This window comes from Rugosimonospora africana (assembly GCF_016862975.1).
GTDB classification, from domain to species: domain Bacteria; phylum Actinomycetota; class Actinomycetes; order Mycobacteriales; family Micromonosporaceae; genus Rugosimonospora; species Rugosimonospora africana.
The window spans coordinates 1-23,936 of the sequence record NZ_BONZ01000062.1 but is presented as its reverse complement, the minus strand read 5'-3'; the positions used below and the strand labels follow the sequence as shown (position 1 = coordinate 23,936).

Genomic DNA, 23,936 nt, shown 5'->3' with positions numbered 1-23,936 from the left:
CCGCCTCTTCCTCTCGGGGCTCTAGGACATGCTCGTGCGGATGTTCGTGCCGATCGCCGCCGCTCTACCGAGCAGATCAACGGCCTGCGGGTCGGTCACCTGGTTGCCGCGCAACGCGGCGACCTGTGCGGTGAAGTCGTTGTCCAGCACGCCGAGCGCGTCGGCCGGCCGGCCCGCCCGCAGTGCCGCGAGCGCCCGGGTCAGCACGACTGTGAGCGCGTTGGTGGCGCCGGCGCCATATGGCTGCCCGGCGACGTAGTCCAGCAGTCCGGCGACCTGCCCCTCGACGATCAGACCGGTCAGCTCCGCCGGCCCCAGGCCGCGCTGGTAGACGCGGAAGTCGTCGACGAGCCCGTTCAGCGCCGGGTCGGCGGAGTTCTGCGAGCGGCCGATCCAGTTGTTCGGTGTGTTGCCCAGCGGAGCCGGGTACAGGCTGAGGTTGGTGTTCTGGCCGACCTGGACGCCGTTGACGTACAGCCGGGCGGTCAGCGCCGACTTCGTCACCGCGACGTGCGCCCACTCTCCCGCCGGCAGTGGCGCGGTGCCGTCGACGTGCTGCTCCCGGCTCACCCCACCGGTGGTGATGGCGAACCGTACCGTACCGGTCGCGCCCGACGGGGTCAGGTACATGTTCACCGTGGTGCCGGTGCCGAAGTCGAAGATGTGCGGGGATCCGGCGACCGGGTTCAGCTTCACCCAGCACGCGATGGTGAAGTCGTACATGTTCCACAGGATCCCGGTCGGCATGCTGGCATACTGCGCCTGACCGTTCAGGCGCAGCGCATTGCCGAGTACCCCGCGCGCCCGGTCCGCGCCGCCGGCCAGGGTGGCGTCCCATCCGTTGCCGGTGGCGTCCGCGACCGCCGTACCCGAGGTCTCGTCGAGCCGGTACCAGGCGACCGGCGCCAGAGCCGCCGGGCCGAGCGTCTGCACCACCTTCTGGATGGTGCCGTCGTCGTTGAAGTAGAGCTTGTCGATGCACACCGAGCGGCGGAACTCACCGCCGCCGGGCAGCGCGCCGTTGTGGTAGACGATGTACCACTGCCCGTTGAACTCCAGGATCGCCGAGTGGTTGGTGGTCGTGTTCGTCACCGTGTCCAGCACCCGCCCGCGGTACGTCCACGGGCCCAGCGGCGCGGTCGCGGTCGCGTAGTCGATGCTCGCCGGGTTGCCGCCGGTGGCCGGGTTTCCCCGCGCGTACGCCAGGTAGTAGAGGCCGCCGCGCTTGAACAGCCAGGGCGCCTCCCAGTAGCCGGTCAGCCCCTGCGGGGTGAGCACGTTGACGATCGGCGACACGATCGTGGCGTCGTGCCCGCTGCCCGAGGAGTCGACGGCGGTGGCGCCGCTTGCCTCGTCGAACTTGTAGCACGCGACGTCGCCCGCGCCGGCCTGGCCGCCGGCCAGTGCCTGCACCTCGGCCGCGGTCAGCCCCCGCCGGTAGATCTGGAAGTCGTCGATGGTGGCATTCAGGAACGGGTCGGAGAACTGCGAGCGGCCTATCCAGTTGTGGTTGGTGGTGCCCAGGTTCGACGGGCGCAGCGTCACGTTCGTGTTGGTGGCCACCGGGTTGCCGTTGACGTACAGGGTGCCGGTGTTGCCGGTCAGCGTGACGGCGACGTGCGACCAGGTGTTCACCGGCAGCGGTGAGGTGGCGGACAGCTGCTGCTCGCGACCGTTGCCACCGGTGGTGATGGCGAACCGTGGCCCGGCACCGGCGTTGACCGTCAGGAACATGTAGACGCCGGTACCGGTACCGAAGTCGAAGATCCGGGTCCAGGTGGTCAACGCGGCCGGGTTCACCCAGGTCGCGATCGTGAAGTCGGTCAGGTCGCCGACGATTCCGGCCGGCAGGTTCACGTAGTCGCTGGTGCCCGCGAGCTTGACCGCGTTGCCGATCCGCCCGGTCGCCCGGGGCCCGATGGCGCCGCCGCCGGAGGCCGGGCCGCCCAGGTCGGCCAGCTCGATCATGTTGCTCTTCAGCTTCGCGGCGCGCGGCGAGGAGAACGAGCCCCAGTAGAGGTACGCCTGCCCGTCGTCGTCGACCAGTACGGTCGGGTCGATGTCGAACGAGCTGTGGTTGGCGACGCTCGCGTCGATCAGCGGATGCCCCAGGGGATCGGTGAACGGACCGAGCGGCGAGTCGCCGACCAGCACGCCGATCGTCATCCCCCCGGTCGACGCCTGCTGTACCGGCAGGTACCAGTAGAACTTCCCGTCCCGCCGCACCATCTGCGGCGCCCACGCGTTGGCGTTGGCCCACGGGATGTCGGACAGCGACAGCCGCGCGCCGTGGTCGGTCCAGTGCTTCATGTCGGCCGTCGAGTACAGGTGCCACTCGCGCATGACGAAGTTGCCCGCGCCGAGCGCCGCCTGGTCCCGGTCAGTGTCCAGATAGAACCGTCCATTGTAGACGAACGCGTCCGGATCGGCGGTGTAGATGCTGGTGACGACGGGATTGCCCGTCGAGATGAACGTGCCGGCGTTCACCGGACCGGTCAGCACCGGGGGCGTCGATGCTTCCGCGTTCTGCGCGTCCGGCGCCGCCGGGGCGGCCTGTGCCGCCCAGTCGAAGTAGGTGGAGGCGACCACGCCGGCCGCGACGCCACCCGCGGCTCGGAGAAGGACGCGACGATCGAACCGCGGTCCTCCGGGCTCGTCTGCAGACACCATTCCCTCCTCAGGGGTCGCGGCCGGGCGTCAGGAGCGTTGACGCGGTGCCGAAGGACGCCGGGACGGGCCGGCGCGACAGCGGTGTGGACCGGGGACTGCCGGGTGCGGCATCTGTTCGGTATATCGAATGACGTTCGGCCGGTGATAGGAAACACTAGGAGTTGCCCTCTTCAATGTCAACGGCCCTACGCGGAGTGGTACGGCGTCGCCGCAGACGTGGCACGAGACCGGCCTCGACCGCCGGCCGCAACGCCGTGACCATTGGTCCGAGATGAAAACTCCCGCCCGATGGGGCACGGAACGCCGGGAACGTTGGGGTCGTCGACCGGCCCGCGGGCACACCGCCACGAGCCCTCACCTGGTCTGACGGTATATCCAGTTTCGTTCCGACTCGTTCGACCAGTCGAACAAGAGGCCGCCGCGGTGGGCCGCGGGGATCCGCTCCGGCAGCCTTTGCTCTGCTTACCTGTACGCAACACTCGAACGCCGTTTGTGTTGCCTATGAGTAAGCAGAGCAAAGCGTCGAGAAGCACACTGCGCCGAAACCAACGGCGGGCCCCGGGATGCTCCCGGGACCCGCCGTTGCGAGATATCTGGTTCGGATCAGCTCACAGGGTGCGCGCCAGCCGATCGGCCAACAGGCGGGTGAAGCGCGCCGGATCGGCCAGCTCACCGCCCTCGGCGAGCAGCGCCATGCCGTACAGCAACTCCGCCGTCTCGGTCATAGACTCGTCGCCGTCCGGGTGCCGCTCGTGCGCCTCCCGCAGGCCGGTCACCAGCGGGTGAGTCGGGTTCAGCTCCAGGATGCGCTTGATCTGCGGAACTTCCTGGCCCATCGCCCGGTACATCTTCTCCAGCGTGGGCGTGACATCCTGCGCGTCGCCCACTATGCAGGCCGGCGACGTGGTGAGCCGCGAGGACAGCCGTACTTCCTTGACGTTGTCCGACAGCGCCGTACCCAGGTAGGACAGCAGCGCGGCGAAGTCCTTCTTCTGCTGCTCCCGCTCCGGCTCGGCGTTCTTCTTCTCTTCCTCGGTGTCCAGGTCGACCTGTCCCTTGGCGATCGACTGGAGCCGCTTGCCGTCGAACTCGCCTACCGAGTCGACCCACATCTCGTCGATCGGGTCGGTCAGCAGCAGAACTTCGAAACCCTTGGCACCGAACGCCTCCAGGTGCGGCGAGTTCTCGATGGTCGAGCGCGACTCGCCGGTCATGTAGTAGATGTGCTGCTGCCCGTCCTTCATCCGCTCGACGTACTCGCGCAGCGTGGTCAGCTGCTGCGGATCCTGCGTGGAAGCGAACGAGGAGATGTCGAGGATCGCCGACTGGTTGTCGAAGTCGTTCAGCAGGCCCTCCTTGACGGCGCGGCCGAACTCCTTCCAGAAGGTGTGGTACCGCTCCGGGTTGGCGGTCATCATGTCCTTGACCGTGGAGAGCACCTTCTTGACCAGCCGGCGCCGCATCAGCTGGATCTGCCGATCCTGCTGGAGGATCTCCCGTGACACGTTGAGCGACAGGTCCTGCGCGTCGACCACACCCTTGACGAAGCGCAGATACTCCGGCATCAGCGCCTCGCACTCGTCCATGATGAACACGCGCTTGACGTACAGCTGGACGCCGCGCCTGGCCTCGCGCATGAACAGATCGAACGGGGCGTGCGACGGGATGAACAGCAGGGCCTCGTACTCGAACGTGCCCTCCGCCTTCATGTGGATGATCTCGAGCGGGTCACTCCAGTCGTGGCTGACGTGCCGGTAGAACTCCTTGTACTCGTCGTCCTTGACCTCGTCCCGCGAGCGGGCCCACAGTGCCTTCATCGAGTTGAGCGTCTCGACGTCGAGGTTGGTCTTGCCCTCGTCGTCGGTGCGCTCGACGGTCATCCGGATCGGCCACGCGATGAAGTCGGAGTATCGCTTGACGATCTCCTTGATCTTCCACTCGGCGGTGTAGTCGAACAGGTGATCCTCGGCGTCCTCGGGCTTGAGATGCAGGGTGACCGTGGTGCCCTGCGGCGCGTCCGTCACCGGGGAGATCGCATACGTCCCCTCGCCGGTCGACTCCCACCGGGTGGCCTCGCTCTCGCCGGCGCGCCGGGTCACCAGCGTGACCTTGTCGGCCACCATGAAACTCGAGTAGAAGCCGACGCCGAATTGGCCGATCAGATCCTGCGAGGCGACCGCGTCTTTGGTCTCCTTCATCTTCTGCAGCAATTCGGCCGTGCCGGACTTGGCGATGGTGCCGATCAGCCGCACCACCTCGTCGCGGGACATGCCGATGCCGTTGTCGCGCACGGTCAGCGTGCGCTGCTCCCGATTGACGTCGATGTCGATGTGCAGGTCCGACGTGTCGACCGACAGATCCTTGTCCACCAGCGATTCGAGTCGCAGCTTGTCCAGGGCGTCGGACGCGTTCGAGACGAGTTCGCGCAGGAAGATGTCCTTGTTGGAGTAAATGGAGTGGACCATCAACTGGAGGAGCTGGCGCGCCTCCGCCTGGAACTCAAGCGTCTCTACCTGATCGCTCATGGGACTCCTTTCTGCGGGCAGGCCCTTGTGATCGCCGATGTTGTCGGGGTTTGCCGTGCGGCCAACGCAATAGCGTGCGGCCCGCGCAATAGTAAGTCACTCGGGGAAACACTCGAGCGCACCCGTCAGCGGGGCGGCCCGCCCCTCAGCGGGACGACCGCGTCGAGCGCCGGCGCGAGCGGCGTCAACGCCGTACGCATGAGGGTCGGCAGCGACCCCGACACGATCACGAAGCCGCTGGTCGACGGGGACGGAGCCGTCGACTCCAGCCACTGTCGAAGCGCGACCCTGGCGGCCGCACCGACACTGGCGGAGAGCGCCTGAGCGGTCAGCCGATCCACGCTCGGAGCCCGTTCGATGATCGCCGCGGCGAGCGGATCTTCGATCATGGCGGCCGCGTCGATGTAGCAGGCACGCAGGGCGGGGTTCGTGGTGATCATCAGCAGCACGTCACCCGCGGGGTGGCCGGGATCGGTGTACTGCTCGACGACGGCGTCGATGATGGCCTCGGCCAGGCTCACGTCGGCGGGTCGGGCCGCCACGGCCGCCGCGACCCGCGTCTCGCGCTCCGCCGCGACGGCCGCGACGATCGCCTGCTCCCGGCTCGAGAAGTAGTTGTTGTACGTCCGCGGCGACACACCCGCCGCTTCGGCGATGTCATCGACGCGGACGTTCTCGGGCCCGCGCTCCAGCGCGAGGCGCAGAGCCGCCGACCGTAGCGCCTCCTTGGTCGCCTGCTTCTTCCGTTCACGCAGGTCCGGCCGAGGCTTCGTCATGTTCCCAGCATCGCACGATACCTGCGCACACGCAAACTTGCGTGCGCGCAAGTTCCTGGCTACGTTCGACCGGACCTCACCGACGACGAGACCGCACCGACAAGGAAGGAACACACGTATGCGAGCCAAGGGCATGGCCTACGACACCGGTTTCCTGATCAACGGCACAAGTTCGCGGGAGCACTTCGACCCCGAACTGGTCCGGCGGGAGCTGACCATTATCCGCGACGACCTGCACTGCACCGCCGTCCAGATCGTCGGCGGCGACCCGCGGCGTCTGGAACTCGCCGCCGAGCACGCCGCAGACCTCGGGCTGGAGGTCTGGTTCTCGCCCTACCCGCTGGAGTTGGCGACCGACCAGATGCTCGCGCTGTTCGCCGACTGCGCGCAGCGGGCCGAACGACTCCGGACGCGGGGAGCCGAGATCGTGTTCGTCACCGGCGTCGAGCTCAGCCTGATGAACCGGGGGTTCGTCGACGGCGACAGCATCGGCAAGCGACTCGACAACCTGCTGACCAGTCCGGGCGGCCGGAGCGAACGGATCGCCGAGGTCCGTTCCCGCCTCGACCGCTTCCTCCGCGAAGCCGTGCCAGCGGTCCGCGAGCGCTTCCGCGGACCGGTCACCTACGCCGCCATCCAGTTCGAGGGCGTCGATTGGGACCTGTTCGACTTCGTGACCCTCGAACTCATTCGGTCCGCGGAGGTTGCCGACCGGTTCAGGGACGGTGTCCGCACGCTTGCCGCGCAACCCAAACCGGTCGCGATCACCGGCTTCGGCACCGCGACCTGGCGGGGTGCCGGCGACGTCGCACCCCGCAGCATGGAGATCCTGGAGTACGACCAGGCAACCGGGGCACCGCTGCGGCTCACCGGGGAGTACGAGCGCGACGAGGCCGGCCAGGCGACGTACCTGAGCGAGTTGCTCGAAATCTTCGACAGCGAGGGCGTGGACAGCGCCTTCGTGTACCTCTTCGCGCTCTACAACATGCCCCACCGCCCTGACGGCGATCCCCGCCTCGACCTCGACCTCGCCGGCGGCGGAATCGTCAAGGTCATCGAGGGTCGCAACGGCACGACGTATCCCGACATGCCGTGGGAGCCCAAGGCCGCCTTCGCGGCGGTCGCCGAGCGCTACGCCGGCTGATCGGTGGCCCGGAGCAGCCTCGGGACTCGAATTACCCAGTACTGGCTTATATAAGTCTGTGCTGCTATGTTCGGCGCATGGTGGATGTGAGCATGCAGATCAACGCGGTACGCCGCCAGGTCAAGGCGAGGACCCTGGAGGCCGGCGAGGCTCGGGTGGTCGCCGTGAGCCAGACCTTCGACGCGCCGATCGACGACGTGTGGGATGCCTGCACCAACGCCGAACGGATCCCCCGGTGGTTCCTGCCCGTCTCCGGCGAACTGCGGCTGGGCGGCAAGTATCAGCTGGAGGGCAACGCGGGCGGGACGGTCGAGCAGTGCGACCCGCCGAACGCCTTCTCCGCCACCTGGGAGTTCGGTGGCGAGGTCAGCTGGATCGAGGTTTGGCTGGCCGCCGATCCGGAGGGTGGCACCCGGCTGAACGTCGAGCACATCGCGCACGTCGACCAGGTTCGGTGGGCCGAGTTCGGGCCGGGTGCCGTCGGCATCGGCTGGGACATGATCCTCATGGGGTTGGCCGGGTACCTCTCCACGGCCGGGCTCTCCATCGACCCCAAGGAAGCCCTTGCCTGGCAGCTGTCCGAGGAGGGCCGTCGGTTCTCAGCGGAAAGCAGCGAGCGCTGGCGTGTGGCGAGCGTCGCCGCGGGCACCGACCCGGCCGAGGCCCAGGGTGCCGCGGACCGGGTCTTCGCCGCCTACACCGGAGGAGCACCGGACCCCGATCAACAAACCCCCGCTCAAGAGACCCCCGATCAAGCGGCCGCCGATCAGTAGGCCGAGCACCGGCCGGCACCGAATCCGGTACGCCGGCCGGTCGCCTTCGGCAGGATCGGAGGCATGGAGTACGACCCGCGGTCGCTGGTGGTGCCCGAGCGGCTCGGCTGGCTGCGCGAGCACGACGCGGGCCGGCAGTGGTTGGGGGCGCTACCCGACCTGCTCGCCGACGTGACGGCCGACTGGTCGCTGCGGGTCGCGGCACCCTACGACGGCTCCAGGTTCGCCCTCGTCCTGCCCGCGACGCTGGCGGACGGTTCGAAGGCGGTGCTCAAGCTCCAGTACCCGGACCGGGAGAGCGCGCACGAGGCGGCAGCGCTGCGGTGCTGGGACGGCGACGGCGTGGTCCGGCTGATCGCTCACGACGAACGCCGCGCGGCACTGCTGATCGAGCACTGCTCCCCCGGCGACTACCTCGCGGAGGCCGACCCCGACAACGCCGTGTCCGTGTTCATCGGCCTGCTGCCGCTGCTGTGGAAGCCCCCGGCTCCGCCGTTCGCCTCACTGGCCGACGAGGCACGGCAGTGGGCCAGCGACCTGATGCCGGAGTGGGAGCGGGCCGGCCGGCCGTGCGAGCGCCGGCTCATCGACGCCGCGCGGGACACCCTGGAGAGTCTGACCGCCGACTCGACCGAACAGGTGCTGCTGCACCAGGACCTGCACTCCTACAACGTGCTGCGGGCCACGCGCCAGCCGTGGCTGGTCATCGACCCCAAGCCGCTGGTCGGCGAGCGGGCGTTCGCGGTCGCCCCGATCGTGCGTGACTACGAGCTCGGGCACAGCCGGCGGCAGCTGCGGCAGCGGCTCGACCGGCTCAGCACCGAACTGGACGTCGACCGGGAACGGGCCCGTGGCTGGACGTTCGCGCAGACCGTGGTGTGGGCGTTGCGCGGCGGTGTGGGATCGCGGTACCACGTCGAGAGCGCGCGCTGGCTGCTCGCCATGCGCTGAGCCGCGTCGCGTCAGGACACGTTGCGGCGCTGTCCCCGCACCGGTACCCCGTCGAGCCGGATCCGGCCCATCGCGGCCGGCACGTGCGGGTTCACGGTGAGCCCGTCTTTCCCCGCGTCCATGCCCAGCACCGTGCGCAGGCCGAGCAGCGGCGCACCGGCGGCCCACGCCTGCGGCCGGCACGCCGTCGGATACTCCACCGGTGTGCCGGTTTCCGACCGAGGGTGTCCGGCGAAGACCTCCGGCAGCAGGAACTCGAAGTCCCTGCCCGCCTCCAGCAGCGCGTGGATCACCTTGGACGCCTCGTCCTTGAAGCCGTACCGGCGCATGCCCTCGGCGATTATCGAGTTGTCGTGCGGCCAGACCGTGCCGTTGTGGTACTCGATCGGGTTGTACCCATCGTCCTTTGTGGACATGGTACGGATGCCCCAGCCGCTCCACATGTCGTCGGCCAACAGCCGCCGTACCACCAGTTCCGCGCGCTCGTCGTCCAGGATGCCGCTCCACAGCAGGTGTCCGAAGTTCGAGGTGCACGCGTCCACCTGGTTCTTCGCGCCGTCCAGCGCGAGCGCGTAGTGGCCCCGATCCTCGATCCAGAAGTCCCGGTTGAACCGCTCGCGCAGCGCCGCCGCGTCGCGTTCGAGCCGTTCGGCTGTCGAGGCGTCGCCCCAGATCTCGCGGGCCAGCCGAGCGGTGCGCAGCCGCGCGTCGTACGCGTAGCCCTGGATCTCACAGGTGGCGATGGGCGGGTCGGCCACCCGCCCGTCGGCGAACATCACCGAGTTCCACGAGTCCTTCCAGCACTGGCTGCGCAGGCCGGCCGAGGAGCGGGTCTCGTACTCGAGATAGCCGTCGCCGTCCCGGTCGCCCGGCCCCTCGATCCAGCCCAACGCGTTGCGCGCCGCCTGTTCCAGTTCCCGCACCAGCGCGACGTTCCCGGTCCACCGCTCGTACTCGTCGAGCAGGATCAGGAACAGCGGGGTCGAGTCGTGGCTGCCGTAGTACGGCGTGTACGGCGCGACGCCGAGGTGGCTCGACTCGCCACTGCGCAGCTCGTGTGGAATCTTTCCCGGCTCGGCGTCGCGGAAGTCGTCGTACTCGGTCGCCTGCAGTTCGGCCAGGGTGCGCAGCGCGCTCTCGGCCAGCGACGGGTGGAACGGCAGAGCCTGGTACGCGGCGATGAGACTGTCCCGGCCGAACAGCGCCATGAACCAGGGCAGACCGGCGGCGGGCAGGCTCATCCCATTCGGGTGCGGCCGGAACCGCAGCGCGGCAAGGTTGAGCAGGCTCTGCTGGTACGTGCGTTGAAACGGCTCGACATCGGTGTGCAGTGTCGGGGCGGTGTCCATCCAGTCGCCGAGGCTCATCTCCATGTTCGGGTGCACGGTGCCCATCCCACCGTGCTCGGTGCGAATGCTCACCTCCTTGCCGTCGACGACGACGCCGATGTCGATGCAGGTGGTCCACTCCTCGCGGGGCGCGATGGTGAGGTTCCAGCGCATCAGGTCCTCGTGCAGCTCGCCCGGTTCCCCGAACCGGATGGTCGTCAAGCGCTCGTACGCCTGGTTCTGGTACCGCAGCGTGACCCGCGGACCGTCGACCTCCACACTGGTCCGGCCGCGCATGCTTTCCCCGCGCTTCACCGCCAGCAGATCGGCGAAGTCGGCACCGAATCGCAACTCCACGCATACCGTGACGGGCTCACCGCTGTTGTTGCTCACCCAGAGGTCCTCGTGCACACCGTCGGCGACGATGCGCTCCCGGCGCACGGCGATCGACGGGTCGTGCCTACCCGCCGCGAGCGCCCCGAACATCCGTGCCGAGTAGTAGTCGTTCGGCCGGCTGGTCAGCACGCGCATCGGCTGGCCGTCGATCAGCAGCGACCAGACCGCCAGGTGCCGCACGTCGGAGTGGAACAGGCCCATCACGTTCGAACTCATGGCCTCGGTGATGTCCACGTCGCCGGCGGCGTCCGACACGAAGAAGCTGCTTCCGTCCAGGACGGTCAGGTTGGCCATTCGTTGCGCATACCCCGGTGGGCGGCCGGGAAACAGCGTTCAGCGCCGCCGCGGCACCCGGCGAGCGGGTACGCCTAATCGAGCTCGGCCAATGCCGGGGTGCACTCCAGCCGGATGGTGTCGAAGTTCTTGCGGTACCCGTCGTTGTCGAGAATCTCGGCGACCGCATGGTCGATCCGCTCGGTGAGGCCGTCGTTCAGGAAGTGTTTCGACTTGCCGGTGTCGATGCCGTCGTCCTCCGCCAGATGGATGCCCACGCCCAATTCCTCGACCCGGTTACCGATCAGTATCTGGTCGCCGAAGAACGGCGCCACCACCATCGGCACCCTGGACAGCACAGCCTCGTGGAAACTGTTGCTGCCGCCGTGGGTGACGAACACGTCGGCCCGGCTGAGCACCTCCTGCTGGTCGACCTTGCCGTGCACGCGCCAGTTGGCTGGGTACTCGGGGAGCACCAGATTGCCCTGGGTGGCGAAGACGACCTCGAAGTCGCGGTCGCGCCAGCGCTGCGCCAATCCCGCCACGCACCGGCGCACGCCCTCGCGGGTCTCCTCCTGGGCGGTCCACATGTTCACCATGACCTCGGTGCCGAAGGACAGGTACACGACCGGGGTGCCGCCGCCCGCGGTCCGCCGGCGGTGGCCGTCGGACAGGTAACCGGCGAACTGGTACCGCGCCGGGCCGCGGTTGTCCCGGAAGTTGTGCGGTGTCAGCGACGGGTACGACCAGAGCAAGTTCAGGTCGCCGGGGACGAACAGGCTGTTGGATATCAGCTCGATGCCCTCCCGCGGTACGGCGATGTCGAAGTGGCGCTGGATCGAGGCGATCGCGTCCTGGTTGGCTTCCGAGGACACGGCATCGGTGAGGTAGCCGCGATCGGTCAGCGGCCCCATCAAACCCGGCACGGAACACCAGCGGGGGCGGTTCAGGATCTGCGCGACGAACGCGCCCTCCAGCGCGCAGAAGTCGTACAGCACCAGGTCCGGATCGAACTCGCGCGCGATGTCCAGGCACTCGCCGAGCAGTCCGTACACCCGCTGGAAGACCTGCGACGCGGGGGTGTTCATGAAACCGGCCGACCGTTCGAGTACGAACACCGGAACGGCGACGTCGGCCAGGTTCGGTTCGCTGTTGTGCCGGTCGACGAGCACGATGCTGAACGCGTGCGAATCCCGGTACTCGCGCACCAGTCTCTTGAGGATGTTAAGGTGGCCGTCGTTGGGGATCGTAAAGATCATTATCTTTCGACCGGGCATGCTACCCCTAACTCCGCTCGCCGGTCGGCGAATGATCGGCAGGGCAGGACCTGGGCCCTGCAGGCGGCATTCACTCATCATTATCGGATGCCGGGCGGCACCGTGCGGCTCAATCCGCCCGGCGCCCGGCGATCCCGGCGTTACGGTGAGGACGGTGAGCAGCGCGCCGAACCCGCCGTACCGCGACCCGGGACTGAGCGTCGCGCGGCGCACCGAGGACCTGCTGGGCCGCATGACTCTTCAGGAGAAGGCGGGCCTGCTGTTCCACACCATGATCGTCATGGGTCCGGGCGGAACGCTCGCCCCGGCCGATCCGCACGCCGGTCTGCTCTCCGCGCGGGACATGGTCGTCGGCTTGGGAATGAGCCACTTCAACCTCATCGGCTCAGCGCCCGCCCGGCAGATGGCGCGGTGGCACAACCGCGTCCAGGATCTCGCCGCGGGTACCCGGCTCGGCATCCCGGTCACGCTGTCCACCGATCCTCGACACGCCTGCTCGGACAACCCCAACACCGCGGTGATGGCCGGCCCGTTCTCGCAGTGGCCCGAGCCGCTCGGCCTGGCCGCGACCCGGGACGCCGCCCTGGTCGAGCGGTTCGCCGACACCGTGCGGCAGGAGTATCTCGCCGTCGGCCTGCGGCTGGCCCTGCACCCGCAGGTGGACCTGGCCACCGAGCCGCGGTGGCCGCGCGTCGTCGGCACGTTCGGCGCCGACGCCGACCTGGCCTGTGTGTTGGTGCGCGCGTACCTGCGCGGGTTGCGCGCCGCGACCCTCGGGCCGGACGGGGTGGCGGCGATGACCAAACACTTCCCCGGCGGCGGGCCGCAGAAGGACGGCGAGGATCCGCACTTCCGGTACGCCCGCGAACAGGTGTACCCGGGCGGCCGGTTCGACGAGCACCTGGCACCGTTCGCCGCGGCCGTGGCCGCAGGGACGTCGCAGCTGATGCCGTACTACGGGATGCCCGTGGGCACCCGGTACGAACAGGTCGGCTTCGGCTTCAACCGGGACGTCATCACCGGCCTGCTGCGCGAGCGCCTGGGCTTCGACGGGATCGTCTGCACCGACTGGGGCGTGCTGACCGACGCGGAGTTCGAGGGGCAGGTACGTCCGGCGCGGGCCTGGGGAGTCGAGCACCTGACCCCGCACGAGCGCGCGCGCAAGGCGCTGGAGGCCGGCGTCGACCAGTTCGGCGGCGAGGCGCGGCCCGACCTCGTCGTCGACCTGGTGCGCACCGGACAGGTCAGCGAGCACCGGCTGGACGCTTCGGTACGCCGGCTGCTGCGCGAGAAGTTCCGCCTCGGGCTGTTCGACTCCCGGTACGTGGACGAGGACCGGGCCGCGTGCACGGTCGGGCGCGCGGACTTGCGGGCCGCCGGGCTGGCCGCCCAGCACGCCTCGGCCACGCTGCTGACCAATGCCGGCCGGGACAGCGCCGCGCACCTGCCGCTGCGGCCGGGGTTGCGGGTGTACTGCGAGAATCTGGCACCCGGCACACTCGCTAGCACCGCGACCGTGGTGGACGATCCGGCCCGGGCAGAGGTGGCGATCCTCCGGCTGGCGGCGCCGTACGAGCCCCGGCCCGGACCGATCGAGTCCTACTTCCACGCCGGAGGCTTGGAGTACCCGCCGGGCGAACTGGCCCGGATCCGCGCGATCACGGACACCGTACCGTCCATTGTGGACATATACCTGGACCGGCCGGCCGTCCTCACCCCGCTGGCCGCGGACGCCGCCACCCTGCTCGTCACGTTCGGCATCGGTGACGGGGCGCTGGTCGACGTGCTGACCGGTCGGGCCGCGCCGGGTGGCCGGCTGCCCTTCGATCTGCCGGGAAGCGCCGAGGACGTCGGGTCGGGCCGGCCGGACGTGCCCTTCGACGCGCCCGAACCGCTTTTCCGGTACGGCCACGGGCTGACGTGGTGACCTGTCAGACGCGCCGAGCCAAACTGGCCGACGGCTGGTCTGGGTCGCCGCGCGGCGTCAAACGCGCCGAGCCAAACTGGCCGACGGCTGGTCTGGGTCGCCGCGCGGCGTCAGACGCGCCGAGCCAGACTGGCCGATATCGGTTCGGCGTCGGGTACCGGTTCGACCCGTGCCGGGCGGCGGGTGGCCAGGACCGAGCCGGCCAGGACGAGCGCGAACCCGAGCCCGATGCCGAGCGTGAACGGCTCCCCGTTGACCAGTACGCCCAGCGCCACGGCGACGGCCGGGTTGACGTACGTGATGACCGTCGCGCGGATCGGCCCGACCTCCGCGATGAGCTGGACGAACAGCAGGAACGCGGCGGCCGTGCACAGGATCGCGAGAACCAGCACGGCGCCGATCACGTTGAGCCCCGGCCAGTGCCGGGGACGCTGCACCGCGGCCACCGGCAGGTACACGAGGGCGGACAGCCCCAGCGACACCCCGGTCACGCCGGCACCCTGCACCTCCGACAGGTACCGGGCCAGCACGTACGGCCCGATCGCGTACCCGATGACGACGCCGGCCATCTCCAGCAGCGCCACCGCGTCGCCGCCCCGTACGTCGAGCCCGACCAGGGCGGCCACGCCGGCGAGCCCGATCAGCAGCCCGACGAGCCGCCTGCCGCCCAGCCGTTCGGTGCCGCCGGCCCAGCCGAGGATCGCTCCGACCAGCGGTACGGCGGCGATCAGCAGCCCGGACAGCGAACTGCTCAGCCGCTGCTCGGCCCTGGCCAGCAGCAGCCACGGGACGGTCACCTCGGCCGCGGTGAACACCAGCACCGCCGGCCAGTGCCGCAGCAGCGGGCGGAGTTGACCGCGCGCACCGGCCAGCGGCAACAGCAGCAGCGCTCCGAGCCCGGTGCGCAGGAACACCAACGACGCGGGCGACAGCGAGCCGACCGCCACCTTGATCAACAAGTACGGTACGCCCCAGATGACGCCCATAGCGATGAAAAGCAGCCAACCACGCCGCGACATCCCGGTCCCCCATCCGTCCTCAAGTCAGGAGCGATTGTGCCTTCCGGTCCTTGCACCGGTCGAGCGAAAATCGGACATCGTTACGGGAGTTTCCTGCCACCGCTGTGACCGGCTCCACAACGCGCGACTGGTCCGGGTCGCCGCCCGGTGAACGACTGGTCCGGGTCGCCGCGCGGCGCCAGACGCGCCGAGCCGGACTGGTCGGACAGACCCAGACCAGTCGGAGCCGGCTGGCCCACGAAATGCCAGATGGCATAGGAACCGGAGGCCGGGGCATGGTGGGTGGGTGTTTACCGACGAACATCTCGCGGCGCTGACCCGCGAGGAGCGCACGCGGCTCGCCCGCCGCCTGGCCGAGCTTGCGGCGGCCGAGCAAGCACCGGCCGAGCGGGCACCGGCCGAACAAGCACCGGCAGACACAGCCGCACCCGCACCGCCGGACGCGGCCAGGCCGTCGACACCCGGCACCACCCGCCGGCGCTGGCTGGCCGTACTGGCCCTGGCCGCCTGCGCGGCAATGATCCCGTGGACCGCCCGGCTGGCCACCACGCTGCCCGAGCGGTACGTCACGCAGCACTGGAGCATCACCTGGGTCGGCTTCGACTCTGTGCTGCTACTCAGCTTCGCCGCCACCGGGTGGGCGACCCTGCGAGGCGGCAGGGCCGTCTGGGCGGCCGCGGCCGTCACCGCCACGCTCCTGCTGTGCGACGCATGGTTCGACCTCACCACCGCGTCCACGCCGTCGGACCTGACCGCGGGCGCGGTCGCCGCGGCAGGGGAGATCCCGCTGGCCGCCCTGCTGCTGTACCTTGCCCACCGCCCGTCCGGCGGTCAGGCACGGCCACGGTTCAGAGGATCTCCAGTGGTTGCGCGGCGCTGGGCGGCGGGTACGCCGCGTCCAACCTGGCGAGGTCCTCGTCGGTGAGGTGGACATCCAGGCAGGCGGCATTCTCGGCGACGTGCGCCGGGTTGCCCGAGCGCGGGATCGCCGCCATCCCCTGCTGCCGCAGCACCCAGGCCAGCGCGACCTGAGCCGGCGTCGCGTCGTGCCGGGCCGCCACCTCGGTGAGTTCCGGACGATCGAGCAGCCGGCCCTGCTCGATCGGCGAGTAAGCGATCACCGGAATCCCACGGTCCCGGCACAGCGGCAACAGGTCGTACTCCGGCCCGCGACGGGTCACGTTGTAGAGGATCTGGTTGGCCGCGCAGGACTCGCCACCCGGAGTGCTCAGCAGGTCGTTCATGTCCGAGGTGTCGAAGTTGCTCACACCCCACTGGCGGATCTCGCCGGAGTCGACCAGCCGGGCCAACCCCTCGATGGTCTCCGCGAGCGGATACTCGCCACGCCAGTGCAGCAGGTACAGGTCGATGTGGTCGGTACGCAGCCGGCGCAGGCTGCGGTGGCAGGCTTCCACCACGCCTTGGGCGCTGCCGTTGGCCGGATTCACCTTGTCGACCAGGAAAACCTGCTCGCGGCGGCCCGCGATGGCCTCGCCGACGAGGTCCTCGGCGTCGCCGTCGCCGTACGTCTCGGCGGTATCGATCAGCGTCATGCCGAGATCGAGCCCGATGCGCAGCGCCGCCAGCTCGTCCGGTCGGGTACGCGGGTTGTCGCCCAGGTACCAGGTGCCGTGGCCGAGCACCGGCATGTTCTGGGTGGACGGCAGGGTGATCACCGGTATCGCGGCGGTCATGGGCGGCTCCGGCCGGGGCGCGGGAACGGAAGACGGTACAGCGATCCCCTACCCTTCCCGTACCGGCCTAACCCGTTTGGCCGGCACGCCCACGGGTAGCCCCCGGGGCATGCCGAATCCGCAACAACCAGAGGCGCGACGCAGCGGCCGGGATCCCCTCGTGCAGGACAGTGCGGAGGACCGAGCCCCGGGAGCGGGCCGGGAACGCGGCCCCAGCAGCGGCCGGCCGGTACCCGAGGAACAGCGCTCCCCGTTCGGCCCGCAGCCTCCGGCGAACCGCCGGGTGCAGAGCGGCATCGAGCCGGAGCCGGACGAGAGCTGACTCGACGCGCTCTGCCCACAGCAGAGCCCGCGCCGCGGCCGGGTTCGCCGAACGCAAAGAGGGCACCGGGTTTCCCCGGTGCCCTCGATCCTTGCCGCAGTGCCTTTCAGGACGCCGCGGTGCCTTTCAGGCGGCGGACGCCGCGGTGCCCGTCAGGCGGCTGCCCCGACCAGCGGGACCGCGCCGACCTCGGCCGGACGCAGCGCCAGCCGCAGTACCTCCGACACCTCACCGGTGACGTGGATGGTCAGCGCCTTGCGCACCTCGGCCGGCAGGTCATCCAGGTCCGGCTCGTTGCGCGCCGGGATGATGACCTCGGTCAGTCCGGCCCGGTGTGCCGCGAGCAGCTTCTGCTTCACGCCGCCGATCGGCAGTACCCGACCGGCCAGGGTGACCTCACCGGTCATCCCGACCTCCGGGCGTACCGGCCGGCCGGAGGCCAGCGAGGCGAGTGCGGTCACCATCGTGATGCCCGCGCTCGGCCCGTCCTTGGGAACAGCGCCGGCCGGCACGTGCAGGTGGATCCGCTTGCCCACCAGGCCGGCCGGGTCGATGCCCAGCTCCGGACCGTGCGAGCGCAGGTACGACCAGGCGATCTGCGCCGACTCCTTCATCACGTCGCCGAGCTGGCCGGTCAGGGTCAGCCCCGGCTCACCGTTCATGGCGGTGGCCTCGATGAACAGCACGTCGCCGCCGGCACCGGTCACCGCGAGTCCGGTGGCCACGCCGGGCACCGCCGTACGCTCGGCGGACTCGAACACGAACCGGGGACGCCCCAGGTACGTCTTCAGGTTGTCCCGCCCCACGTGCACCGGCCCCGACTTCGAGGCCAGCTCCACGGCGACTTTACGAAGCACCTTCGCCAACCCGCGTTCGAGCTGCCGTACGCCCGCCTCTCGGGTGTACTCGCCGGCGATCAGGCCCAGCGCCTCGTCGTCGACGGTCACCTCGTCGGCGGTCAGGCCGGCCCGCTCCAGCTGCCGGGGCCACAGGTGGTCCCGGGCGATGGCGACCTTCTCCGCCTCGGTGTAGCCGTCCAGCGTCACCAGCTCCATCCGGTCCAGCAGCGGACCGGGGATGGTGTCCACCACGTTCGCGGTGGCCAGGAACAGCACGTCCGAGAGGTCGAGGTCGATCTCCAGGTAGTGGTCGCGGAACGTGTGGTTCTGCGCCGGGTCCAGTACCTCCAGCAGCGCCGCGGCCGGGTCGCCGGAGAAGCCGCCGGCGGACAGCTTGTCCACCTCGTCCAGCAGCACCACCGGGTTCATCGAACCGGCCTCGCGGATGGCACGCACGATCCGGCCCGGCATCGCGCCGACGTACGTGCGCCGGTGCCCCCGAACCTCGGCCTCGTCCCGGACGCCGCCCAGCGACACCCGCACGAACTTGCGGCCCAGTGCCCGGGCGACGGACTCGCCGAGGCTGGTCTTGCCGACACCGGGAGGGCCGGCGAGCGCGAGTACCGCGCCGGAGCCCCGGCCGCCCACCACGTGCAGCCCACGGGCCGCCCGGCGGTTGCGTACCGCGAGGTACTCCAGGATCCGGTCCTTCACGTCGTCGAGCCCGGCGTGGTCGGCGTCGAGCACCTCGCGCGCCGCGGTCAGGTCGGTGTTGTCCTCGGTACGGGTCTTCCACGGCAGCTCCAGCACCGTGTCCAGCCAGGTGCGGATCCAGCCCGACTCGGGCGAGGCGTCGCTGGCCCGCTCCAGACGGCCCACCTCGCGCAGCGCCGCCTCGCGGACCTTGTCCGGCAGGTCGGCACTCTCCACCCGGGTCCGGTAATCGCCGGCACCGTCGGGCTCGTCCTCGCCCAGCTCCTTGCGGATCGAGGCCAGCTGCTGCCGGAGCAGGAACTCCCGCTGGCTCTTCTCCATGCCCTCGCGGACATCCTCGCTGATCTTCTCGGTGACCTCCTGCTCGGCCACGTGCGCACGCACCCAGTCGACCAGCAGCTCCAGCCGCGTGGTCACGTCCGGCGCGGCCAGCAGCTCGGCCTTCTGGGTCAGCGACAGCCACGGCGAGTACCCGGCGGAGTCAGCCAGCTCGCCGAGGTCGGTCATCCGCTCGACGGCGTCGATGACCTGCCAGGCCCCGCGGCGTTGCAGCAGCGAAGTGACCAGCGCCTTGTACTCGCGGGCCAGTTCCCGAGCCTTGCCGGCAGGTGCCGGCTCGTCCAACGCGACAGCCTCGACCCACAGCGCCGCACCCGGCCCGGGAATCCCGGAGCCGATCCGTGCGCGGGACAGTCCGCGGATCACCGCGGCGGGCTCGCCGCTGGGCAGCCGGCCGATCTTGTCAATGGTGGCGATGGTGCCGACCGACCCGTACTCGCCGTCCAGCCGGGGCACCGCGAGCAGCGTCTTGTCGCCGGTGGTCCGGGCGGCGTCGATCGCGGCTTGGGTGCCCGCATCCAGGGTCACCGGAATGACCATGCCGGGCAGCAGTACCTCGTCGGTCAGCGGTAGAACCGGAAGAGTAGCCATGTGCACCTCTGTAATCGCGTAATCATGAGCCTGTTGCACTCAAGTTTTCGCAGAGGCGATCTGTTCCATGATGTGGCGCCCGTCACGCCACCGCCCCGGCGGCCCGAGACCAGCGACCGCCCTCGGGGCCGGAGGCCGGCGGCTCAGGGTCCGCTTCAGGCCGATCGGGTGGAGGGGGCGACGGTCAGCCGGCGGCTGCGACCGGCACCCGAGGGCCGGGCGGCCTGGGGCTGTCGCCGGGACCGCCGCCCGGGCGACGTCGCCGGGGTCGCCGCCGGATCGGCCTGGGTACCGCGCAGGATCCCCCAGCGGCGCAGGTACGCGTCGGCGAGCATCCGGGCGGCAGGCTGCACGCTCTCCCCGGACAGGCCGCACCACAGGTACACCAGATCCTGGGCTTCGGCGAGCGAGAACGGGCCGGTACCCCGGTGAAACTCCGGCGGCAGGCCTGCCTCCTCCAGTCGGAGGTAGTGGTGCGCGTACACCCACGGGTACCAGTCCGGGACGAACGGCACCGCCGGCCCCTCGGTACGCCGGACGAAGTCCGCCACGGTCTCCATGACACCACCCCCCAAGTGATCATTCCCCCCAATAGCACATTGTGCGGCTTGCGCCCGGTAACACCCGGCAACTCACCGGTCGCCCGCAAAGCTGGCACAGATCAGGGCCGCGCGGCCAGCCGCTCCACCCGGTCGTGCAGCCGGTCCAGGTACCCCTCGGCCTCCGGCTTCATCAGCACGCTGCGCAGGATCCGGCCACGCGGCACGTCGTCGGCGACCCGGTGGCCGCGCTCGCGCAGGGACGCCCCGGTCACCGCGTAGGTCGCCAGGAACACCGGGTCGTCCCGGTCCGTCATGCCGTGGTGCAGCATCCGGTCGGACGCCTCGTCGATCGCCGACAGTGTGGCCAGCCGGGGCAGGTATGCCACGATGTCCAGTTCGGGCCGCTGGTACGGGGCCAGGTACGCCGAGCCGGACAGCAACTCGGCCCAGCGCAGCGCCGCGCGGCGACCCGGGCGCAGCACCGCGCCCAGCCCGTCCGGGGTCAGCGGCAGCAGCCGCAGCGTCAGCCACAGCGCCGCGGCGGCCGCGCCGGCCCGGCTGCACTCCAGCGAGATCTCGCCCAGGTGCAGCTGGTCCGAGGTGAAATACGTGTACGGCGAGTCGTGCCGGTAGAACCGACCGACCGCCGGATCGGCGAACAGCACCGCCCCGCAGCCGTAGGGCTGCAACCCGTGCTTGTGCGGGTCGACGACGACCGAGTCGCACCGAGCGATCGCCCGCCAGGGTGCCGAGGCGACGCCGTCCTCGCGGTCGTCCGCGATCAGCGTGAAGAACCCGCCGTACGCGGCATCGACGTGCAGCCGCACCCCGTAGCGCTCGCGCAGCGCGAGCGCCTCGTGAATCGGGTCGACCGCGCCCAGCCCGGTGGTGCCGGCGGTCAGCACGACGGTACCGATCCGGCCGGTCTCCAACAGCTCGGACAGCGCCGACAGGTCCATCCGGCCGGCGGCGTCCACCGGCACCGGGTGCCCCTCGACGCCGATCAGGTGGCACATGCGCGCATGGGTGTAGTGGCTGTCCGCGCTGTACGCCACGCCCAGTCCCGGATGGGTCTCCCGTGCGACGAAGAGCACTTCGAGGTTGGCGACGGTACCGCTGGTGGTCAGGTGGCCCAGGTGCTCGCCGAAGCCGAACATGGCAGCCAACTGGGCCACCACGTCCTTCTCCATGGCCGCCGTCGCCGGGCCGCCGTCCAGGGCGTGGTTGTTCGGGTTGACCTGCATGGCGGCGAGATAGCCGGCGATCGCCGCGGGGTGCGGCGGCTTGAGCATCTGGCCGGCGTACCGGGGATGGAAGAACGGGTAGTTGTCACCCAGCCGCTCGGTGAACTCGCCGAACGCCTCGGCGAAGCGCTCCTCGCCGACATCGAGCGCCGGATGCGGCCGGTACTCGCCGAACTCACCCGCCCACCGCTCGTACCAGTCGATCGCCTGCCCCAGCCACCCTCGCAGGTCCATCCGCCGCCTCCCAGCGCACCACCGATCTTCGCGACACCCTAGGTCCCTCGACGGGCGGCCGGTGCCGGAGGATGGCGGGATGGACGGTTCGGACTGGGCACAGCAGCGTGGCCGGGCGATCGCCGCGCACGCGGCCGAGCGGGCAAGGCAGGAGGCCGCCGAGGCCGGGCAGGCCCGCGAGCTGATCGCCGAGTTCGTCCGGGCGGCGCGGGAGCGCGGTCTGACGGTACGGCCGCTGTCCGCCCAGGGGTACGACGGGCGGGCCCGGTACCGGACCGGGCTGCGCGGCTGGTACCTGCGCCCCGACCACACCCTCGCGATCGGCGACGACGGAGAGTTCTACATCCTGACCGTCCCCGGCTCGCTGCGGGCCCGGCTCACCGGAGCCGCCGTCCGGCCGTCGGCGCCCCGGCTGGTGATCGGCGAGGGTGGCCGGGACGGGGAACGCATCCCGCTCCGGGAACTGCTCCGGTTACGCCTGGAGCGGGACGAGGTGTGACGCTCCCGCCTTTGCTCTGCTTACCTCCACGCAACGCTTCCGGCCAAAATCGTTGCCTATGGGTAAGCAGAGCAAAGCTTCCGCAAGCGGCCCCTCGCCGGAAGCAAAGCCGGACAGGGTGGCGGAACCCTACTTCGCGGACAGGTCGATGCCGGGGCGTCGGCGGCCGGCCAGCGCCAGGACGAGGTCGCCGGCGGTCGCCTCGAGCGGCTCGCCGGCGCCGAATTGCCAGTCGAGGTCCTTGGCCTTCAGACGTCTCCCGGTGGCGTCGACGCCGAAATGCGCGGCAACCCCACCCTCAGCCAGCGAGGTGAGCACGAGCTGGGTGGCCTGATCGTCGGCGGTTCGGGGCAGATCGAGGGCGGTGGTGATGTCGAGGCCGTGGATGACGACGTGGCTCAGCGCCCCGACAGCGCCGCCACCCGGCGGGGCCCAGACGGCCATCGTGTTGCTGCGCAGGTCGTCGAGTAGCCTGCCGAAGGCCAGCCCGCCGTCTCGGCGCGCCAGTTGTTCGGAGAGCGCGCCGAAGTCGTGGCCGACTGCGGCGAGTTCGGCCATGAACGCCGGCCCGTCGTAGCGGGCGGCCATCGTCATGTGGGCCACGACGTTCCTGACCGCCCACCCCTCACACAGTGACGGCGCGTCGGCGATCGACGTCGGCTCGGCGGTCAGAGTCTCGGCGAGAGCGCGAAACTGTGGACCGACGAGCGTCTGGGCGTCGTTCTCGGTGGTGGTCATGTGGTCCTTTCTCGGATGGGATCTGCGGATGGGTGGATGGGTCGCCGCCGAGGTTCGGCCACGCCGACAAGAAGGTGGTCACGAGCCGGCCTCCCCTGCCGCGATCGCGGCGATATAGGCGGCGGCCCGGCTCAACGCGGTACCCCAGCCGGCACGCGCCTCCGGGGTTCGCAGCTGCGGCGGGAGCCCGCGCTGGGTGGTGACGACCTCAGTGGTGCCGTCACCGAGGTCGACGAACGTCACCTCGCTCAGCACGCCCGAGTCGATCTCGCGCCACGAGACAAACCGCGGGGCGTCAACGTCGACGTAGACCGCGCGCATCGTGTACCTGTCCCCGCTGCGGTCGTTGACCATCGTGGTCTCGAACGCGCCACCGGGGCGCAAGTCGACCACGATGTTCTCCACGGGCGTGTGGGTTCCGGTCGGACCCCAGAAGTGCGTCAGGTGATCCGGCGTTGTCAGGCATTCGAACACCAGGTCGCGTGGCGCGGGGTGGACGTGCCGGACGGTGAAGTTCTCGTCGGTGGAAGACTCGGTCAACGTCGCTCCCCAGCGAGGCGTCGCAGGTGCTGTTCGAGACGGTTGTGCCGGTCGATCCACTCTCGCCGCTGCGAATCGATCCAAGCCAGTACCTCGACCAACCTCTCGACCTCCAGGCTCGCCGGCCGCGCCTGCGCCTTCTTCCGCCGCGAAACCAGCCCGGCCTCCTCCAACACCTTCAGGTGCCGCGAGATCGCCTGCTGCGTCAGATGGAACGGTTCGGTCAACTCCTTGACGGTGGCGTCTCCCCCAGCCAATCGCGCCACGATCGCGACACGCGTGGGGTCGGCCAGCGCCATGAAGGTCCTCGCGAGGACCTGGGTCTCAGCCTCCTGCACAAGCCAAGCCTTGCACAACCAATCGGTTGTGTAAAGCGATCAGCCGGCCGGAAGCAAAGCCGGACAGCACGATGCCCGGCGCGCGTAACGCACCGGGCATCGTGCCTAACGAAGTCGGTCGGTGTTTCCGGAGACTGTGCTCGCCTCCGCCACAGACCGGCTCCGGCTGCGCTCAGTCAACTGCGGCGACAGCCTCCGGCATGTCAGGCCGGGACTGGTCGGAGGCGCGGAAGACCAGCTTGG

Annotated in this window: 20 protein-coding genes; 7 read left to right on the top strand and 13 right to left on the bottom strand. The window is 70.0% G+C overall.

Features of this window, described 5'->3' with window-relative positions; all coding sequences use genetic code 11:
• Positions 1-21: 21 nt before the first annotated feature.
• The 3 genes from Raf01_RS49880 to Raf01_RS30730 all read right to left on the bottom strand — a co-directional run bounded on the left by Raf01_RS49880 (position 22) and on the right by Raf01_RS30730 (position 5,971).
• Positions 22-2,667: a LamG-like jellyroll fold domain-containing protein gene (locus Raf01_RS49880; protein ID WP_239134068.1), complete on the bottom strand. Its 2,646-nt coding sequence runs from the start codon at positions 2,665-2,667 to the stop codon at positions 22-24.
• A 611-nt stretch (positions 2,668-3,278) separates the two neighbouring features.
• A complete protein-coding gene (gene htpG / locus Raf01_RS30735; RefSeq protein ID WP_203921560.1) occupies positions 3,279-5,195 on the bottom strand; it encodes a molecular chaperone HtpG in 1,917 nt (638 codons plus the stop codon).
• 125 nt (positions 5,196-5,320) lie between these two features.
• On the bottom strand, positions 5,321-5,971 hold the full coding sequence (locus Raf01_RS30730) for a TetR/AcrR family transcriptional regulator (protein ID WP_203921559.1): 651 nt from the start codon (positions 5,969-5,971) through the stop codon (positions 5,321-5,323).
• A 118-nt stretch (positions 5,972-6,089) separates the two neighbouring features.
• Between Raf01_RS30730 and Raf01_RS30725 the strand changes: the two genes are divergently transcribed.
• The 3 genes from Raf01_RS30725 (at position 6,090) to Raf01_RS30715 (ending at position 8,839) form a co-directional block, all read left to right on the top strand.
• Positions 6,090-7,115: a glycoside hydrolase family 113 protein gene (locus tag Raf01_RS30725; protein ID WP_203921558.1), complete on the top strand. Its 1,026-nt coding sequence runs from the start codon at positions 6,090-6,092 to the stop codon at positions 7,113-7,115.
• A 77-nt stretch (positions 7,116-7,192) separates the two neighbouring features.
• A complete protein-coding gene (locus tag Raf01_RS30720) occupies positions 7,193-7,888 on the top strand; it encodes an SRPBCC family protein (protein WP_203921557.1) in 696 nt (231 codons plus the stop codon).
• A gap of 63 nt (positions 7,889-7,951) precedes the next feature.
• Complete coding sequence (locus tag Raf01_RS30715; protein ID WP_203921556.1) at positions 7,952-8,839, top strand: aminoglycoside phosphotransferase family protein; 888 nt, start codon at positions 7,952-7,954, stop codon at positions 8,837-8,839.
• Between the two features lie 11 nt (positions 8,840-8,850).
• Here Raf01_RS30715 and Raf01_RS30710 read toward each other — a convergent pair whose 3' ends face one another.
• Complete coding sequence (locus tag Raf01_RS30710; RefSeq protein ID WP_203921555.1) at positions 8,851-10,857, bottom strand: amylo-alpha-1,6-glucosidase; 2,007 nt, start codon at positions 10,855-10,857, stop codon at positions 8,851-8,853.
• Between the two features lie 74 nt (positions 10,858-10,931).
• Positions 10,932-12,044: a glycosyltransferase gene (locus Raf01_RS30705; RefSeq protein WP_203921554.1), complete on the bottom strand. Its 1,113-nt coding sequence runs from the start codon at positions 12,042-12,044 to the stop codon at positions 10,932-10,934.
• A 223-nt stretch (positions 12,045-12,267) separates the two neighbouring features.
• On the opposite strand from Raf01_RS30705, the gene Raf01_RS30700 reads away from it, so the two are divergent.
• Positions 12,268-14,040 carry a glycoside hydrolase family 3 protein gene (locus tag Raf01_RS30700; RefSeq protein WP_239134067.1) on the top strand — a complete coding sequence of 591 codons (1,773 nt, stop codon included), beginning with the start codon at positions 12,268-12,270 and terminating at the stop codon, positions 14,038-14,040.
• Positions 14,041-14,150: 110 nt separating this feature from the next.
• On the opposite strand, the gene Raf01_RS30695 is transcribed toward Raf01_RS30700, so the two are convergent.
• Positions 14,151-15,059, bottom strand: a complete 909-nt coding sequence (locus Raf01_RS30695) for a DMT family transporter (protein WP_203921553.1) — start codon at positions 15,057-15,059, stop codon at positions 14,151-14,153.
• 286 nt (positions 15,060-15,345) lie between these two features.
• Here Raf01_RS30695 and Raf01_RS30690 point away from each other — a divergent pair, with 286 nt between their 5' ends.
• Entirely contained in the window at positions 15,346-15,984 is a 639-nt protein-coding gene (locus tag Raf01_RS30690; RefSeq protein ID WP_203921552.1) for a hypothetical protein, read from the top strand.
• On the opposite strand, the gene Raf01_RS30685 is transcribed toward Raf01_RS30690, so the two are convergent.
• Positions 15,908-16,753, bottom strand: coding sequence for an aldo/keto reductase (locus tag Raf01_RS30685; protein WP_203921551.1), 846 nt, complete (start codon positions 16,751-16,753; stop codon positions 15,908-15,910). The two genes, Raf01_RS30690 and Raf01_RS30685, sit on opposite strands and share 77 nt — an antisense overlap.
• A gap of 160 nt (positions 16,754-16,913) precedes the next feature.
• On the opposite strand from Raf01_RS30685, the gene Raf01_RS30680 reads away from it, so the two are divergent.
• Positions 16,914-17,075: a hypothetical protein gene (locus tag Raf01_RS30680; protein WP_239134066.1), complete on the top strand. Its 162-nt coding sequence runs from the start codon at positions 16,914-16,916 to the stop codon at positions 17,073-17,075.
• A gap of 152 nt (positions 17,076-17,227) precedes the next feature.
• Here Raf01_RS30680 and lon read toward each other — a convergent pair whose 3' ends face one another.
• The 3 genes from lon to Raf01_RS30665 all read right to left on the bottom strand — a co-directional run bounded on the left by lon (position 17,228) and on the right by Raf01_RS30665 (position 21,578).
• Positions 17,228-19,558 carry an endopeptidase La gene (gene lon, locus Raf01_RS30675; protein WP_203921549.1) on the bottom strand — a complete coding sequence of 777 codons (2,331 nt, stop codon included), beginning with the start codon at positions 19,556-19,558 and terminating at the stop codon, positions 17,228-17,230.
• Between the two features lie 155 nt (positions 19,559-19,713).
• A complete protein-coding gene (locus Raf01_RS30670) occupies positions 19,714-20,118 on the bottom strand; it encodes a hypothetical protein (RefSeq protein WP_203921548.1) in 405 nt (134 codons plus the stop codon).
• 101 nt (positions 20,119-20,219) lie between these two features.
• A complete protein-coding gene (locus tag Raf01_RS30665; protein ID WP_203921547.1) occupies positions 20,220-21,578 on the bottom strand; it encodes a pyridoxal phosphate-dependent decarboxylase family protein in 1,359 nt (452 codons plus the stop codon).
• Positions 21,579-21,657: 79 nt separating this feature from the next.
• On the opposite strand from Raf01_RS30665, the gene Raf01_RS30660 reads away from it, so the two are divergent.
• The gene (locus tag Raf01_RS30660) at positions 21,658-22,077 is read left to right on the top strand and encodes a hypothetical protein (protein WP_203921546.1); all 420 of its coding nucleotides are present in this window, start codon (positions 21,658-21,660) and stop codon (positions 22,075-22,077) included.
• Positions 22,078-22,206: 129 nt separating this feature from the next.
• Here Raf01_RS30660 and Raf01_RS30655 read toward each other — a convergent pair whose 3' ends face one another.
• From Raf01_RS30655 to Raf01_RS30645, 3 genes are all read right to left on the bottom strand, one after another.
• Positions 22,207-22,815: a maleylpyruvate isomerase family mycothiol-dependent enzyme gene (locus Raf01_RS30655; RefSeq protein WP_203921545.1), complete on the bottom strand. Its 609-nt coding sequence runs from the start codon at positions 22,813-22,815 to the stop codon at positions 22,207-22,209.
• A gap of 78 nt (positions 22,816-22,893) precedes the next feature.
• Complete coding sequence (locus Raf01_RS30650; RefSeq protein ID WP_203921544.1) at positions 22,894-23,355, bottom strand: SRPBCC family protein; 462 nt, start codon at positions 23,353-23,355, stop codon at positions 22,894-22,896.
• Positions 23,352-23,654, bottom strand: a complete 303-nt coding sequence (locus tag Raf01_RS30645) for an ArsR/SmtB family transcription factor (RefSeq protein WP_203921543.1) — start codon at positions 23,652-23,654, stop codon at positions 23,352-23,354. Before Raf01_RS30645 ends, Raf01_RS30650 begins: the two co-directional genes overlap by 4 nt.
• Positions 23,655-23,936 lie beyond the last annotated feature (282 nt).

Coding starts and splice junctions, on each gene's coding strand:
- htpG (WP_203921560.1), bottom strand. CDS start 5,195: ATGAGCGATCAGGTAGAGACGCTTGAGTTCCAGGCGGAGGCGCGCCAG.
- Raf01_RS30730 (WP_203921559.1), bottom strand. CDS start 5,971: ATGACGAAGCCTCGGCCGGACCTGCGTGAACGGAAGAAGCAGGCGACC.
- Raf01_RS30725 (WP_203921558.1), top strand. CDS start 6,090: ATGCGAGCCAAGGGCATGGCCTACGACACCGGTTTCCTGATCAACGGC.
- Raf01_RS30720 (WP_203921557.1), top strand. CDS start 7,193: ATGGTGGATGTGAGCATGCAGATCAACGCGGTACGCCGCCAGGTCAAG.
- Raf01_RS30715 (WP_203921556.1), top strand. CDS start 7,952: ATGGAGTACGACCCGCGGTCGCTGGTGGTGCCCGAGCGGCTCGGCTGG.
- Raf01_RS30710 (WP_203921555.1), bottom strand. CDS start 10,857: ATGGCCAACCTGACCGTCCTGGACGGAAGCAGCTTCTTCGTGTCGGAC.
- Raf01_RS30695 (WP_203921553.1), bottom strand. CDS start 15,059: ATGTCGCGGCGTGGTTGGCTGCTTTTCATCGCTATGGGCGTCATCTGG.
- Raf01_RS30685 (WP_203921551.1), bottom strand. CDS start 16,753: ATGACCGCCGCGATACCGGTGATCACCCTGCCGTCCACCCAGAACATG.
- lon (WP_203921549.1), bottom strand. CDS start 19,558: ATGGCTACTCTTCCGGTTCTACCGCTGACCGACGAGGTACTGCTGCCC.
- Raf01_RS30670 (WP_203921548.1), bottom strand. CDS start 20,118: ATGGAGACCGTGGCGGACTTCGTCCGGCGTACCGAGGGGCCGGCGGTG.
- Raf01_RS30665 (WP_203921547.1), bottom strand. CDS start 21,578: ATGGACCTGCGAGGGTGGCTGGGGCAGGCGATCGACTGGTACGAGCGG.
- Raf01_RS30660 (WP_203921546.1), top strand. CDS start 21,658: ATGGACGGTTCGGACTGGGCACAGCAGCGTGGCCGGGCGATCGCCGCG.
- Raf01_RS30655 (WP_203921545.1), bottom strand. CDS start 22,815: ATGACCACCACCGAGAACGACGCCCAGACGCTCGTCGGTCCACAGTTT.
- Raf01_RS30645 (WP_203921543.1), bottom strand. CDS start 23,654: ATGGCGCTGGCCGACCCCACGCGTGTCGCGATCGTGGCGCGATTGGCT.